Origin of the sequence: Trichocoleus sp. ST-U1 (genome assembly GCF_039961835.1) — a bacterium.
Classification (GTDB): Bacteria; Cyanobacteriota; Cyanobacteriia; order Cyanobacteriales; family FACHB-T130; genus FACHB-T130.
The window spans coordinates 1-2,678 of sequence record NZ_JAMPJZ010000161.1; the positions used below are offsets into that span (position 1 = coordinate 1).

Consider the following 2,678-nt stretch of genomic DNA (forward strand, 5'->3'; position numbering starts at 1 on the left):
CTGCACTATCAGTCAGTTGAAAAACCACTTTCCCAGTGAACTGACCCTAACTGAAATAGGTACTACCTGAGCAAGGCTTTGCAAAGTTTTTTTACAAGCGGTGTTCGTTCTTGGCTATTGACATCAAGCTTTGGATAGAAATATTTGATGAATGGAATTTATAGATGCCAATCGAAACAGTAGCCGGAACTTCTTTAAAGTATTACCTGCTATCCTTTGATGCCACAGGCAAAGAACGCAATGAATCTGGCGGGTTAATGAGCCAAAAAATCTTGGAAGCGCTGGCTAGCGAACCAATCACAGATGTATTCATCATGAGCCACGGGTGGTTGGGTGACGTTCCCGCAGCGCGATCTCAGTACAACGACTGGATTGGCGCAATGGCAGGGCAAACGGCTGATATTGAAAAAATCAAACAGGCGCGACCGGAATTTCGTCCCTTACTCATCGGACTGCACTGGCCCAGCAAGCCTTGGGGTGATGAAGAATTGACAAGTTCTTCGGTGTCCTTTGACGTGAACGACGAAGATCCAGTTGATCGGTTAGTCGATGAGTATGCCGATCGCATTGCCAACACTGAGGAAGCGCGGCAAGCCCTACAAATAATTCTCAGGTCGGCGATGGAAGACAGCGCACCCGATACCTTACCGCCAGAGGTACTGAGCGCCTACCAAGTGTTGAACCAAGAGGCTGGTTTGGGTAGCGAAGGTGAGGGTGGGGCACCAGGTTCGGATTGGGAAGGTTTCGATCCAGAAGCCATCTATGAAGCGAGTAAAGATGAACCAGTAAGTTTCAGCATCGACAGTAGTTCGGTCTTGGATAAGGTTTTAAACCCCCTGAGGTTACTGTCTTATTGGAAAATGAAAGATCGCGCTCGCCAAATCGGTGAAAGCGCCGGGTTCAACTTGTTAAAAGCACTTCAAGAGAAGGCTGCTCCAACTGTGAGGTTCCACCTGATGGGTCACAGCTTTGGATGCGTTGTTGTCTCTGCCATCCTGAACGGTTCGCAAGGGAAGGGCACGTTAGTCCGCCCAGTGGATTCTTTGGTGTTGGTACAAGGGGCTGTATCGCTCTGGTCTTACTGTTCAAAGATTTCATACGAACGCAATCATCCTGGTTACTTTCACTCAATCATCGCTCAAGGTAAAGTCGCAGGTCCGATCGTTACGACCCAATCTGAGTTCGACTATGCAGTCGGCAAGATATACCCCCTGGCTGGAAAGATTGTCTTTAGTAGTGTGGACTTTGCCCCCGGTCAATTGCCTAAATATGGCGGAATTGGCAGCTTTGGTCTAGGCGGAGATGACCTGGGAGCGGAAAACACGAATATGCTCCCCTGCGATGCCTCTTATGATTTTAAACCGGGCAAAATCTACAACCTAGAAAGCGGCAAGTTTATTTGTAACGTAGAGCTGGGAGGACCAACCAGTGGTGCCCATTGCGACATTGCCAAGCCGGAAGTCGCTCATGCCGTATGGTCGGCAGCTTATCCCATGTAACCGCTAGGGTTAGACCAAATTTATTTGCCTGCGATAACGGATAGAAACTCAGAAAGTCCCTGTTTTAAAGGTTTTTGGGGTTTTTATCTGTTTGGCTCAAAAATTAAATTCTTATTATTCGCCCAACCAACCAGGAACCAAAGAGATGTCTGAAGACCTGCTATTCTTCAATGGAATTGATGGAGCAAGCGGCGATTATTTGCTACCTCCTTTGAGCGCAGAGCAAGTATCTAAGATTGCCCAAGGTGAAGAATTCGATCCAGAACAATTAGAAGATATCCAGTTCAAAAAGCGACAAAAAGAAGAGCCTGACTTTGCTCCTATAGAGGGAGTAGACCCCAAAAACCTCGCAGAAACAGGTTGGGGAGTAATCTTCGCTTACGATGCCGATCCGGCAATCCGAGAGGCACTTAGCGAGCTGCTAGATCATCGCAAAAACCAAGCAACTCAGCAGCACGAGCATTACTACCAGGAATATAGCGGTGCTAAAGGTTATCGTTACGACAAAGCAAAAAATCAGTACGAGTCAAAAAATAAGTTTCTGTCGCGTCAGGGAGTAGGGCCAGGTCCTGCCGATCCAGATAAAATGCCTTACTACCTGATGATTGTCGGAGATCCAGTAACAATTCCCTATCGGTTTCAGTCTCAGCTTAGCGTTCAGTACGCTGTAGGTCGCATTTATTTTGATACGCCACAGGAGTACGCGCAGTACGCTCGCAGCGTAGTAGAAGCAGAAACTAGCAATCTATCCCTATCCCCTAGTGCTGCCTTTTTCGGTGTGTGCAACCCAGGAGATGCTGCCACTAATCTCAGCACTCAAGACCTAATTCAGCCGTTATCTGAATGGGTTGTTGAGGAACATTCCAACTGGGATGTGAAAACGATTATAAAAGAAGAAGCAACCAAAGCGCGTCTGGGACATCTGCTAGGAGGCAGCGAAACGCCTAGTTTGCTGTTCACTGCCAGTCACGGTATGGGTTTTCCCAACGGCGATCCGCGACAGATACCCCACCAAGGCGCATTGCTGTGCCAAGACTGGCCGGGTCGTGAATGGGGACGAAAACCGATTCCGGAAGATTTTTACTTTTCTGGGGATGATATTAGCGAACAAGCACGGCTGTTAGGGATGATTGCTTTTCACTTTGCCTGCTATGGTGCTGGTTGCCCCCAAAAGGATGA

At 48.0% G+C, this 2,678-nt stretch carries 1 protein-coding gene and 1 pseudogene; both read left to right on the forward strand.

Annotated elements, in window-relative coordinates:
* Positions 1 to 164 precede the first annotated feature (164 nt).
* Positions 165 to 1,499, forward strand: coding sequence for a hypothetical protein (locus tag NDA06_RS26475; protein ID WP_190985701.1), 1,335 nt, complete (start codon positions 165 to 167; stop codon positions 1,497 to 1,499).
* Between the two features lie 145 nt (positions 1,500 to 1,644).
* Positions 1,645 to 2,678: pseudogene (locus NDA06_RS26480) on the forward strand (hypothetical protein); the annotation flags it as partial.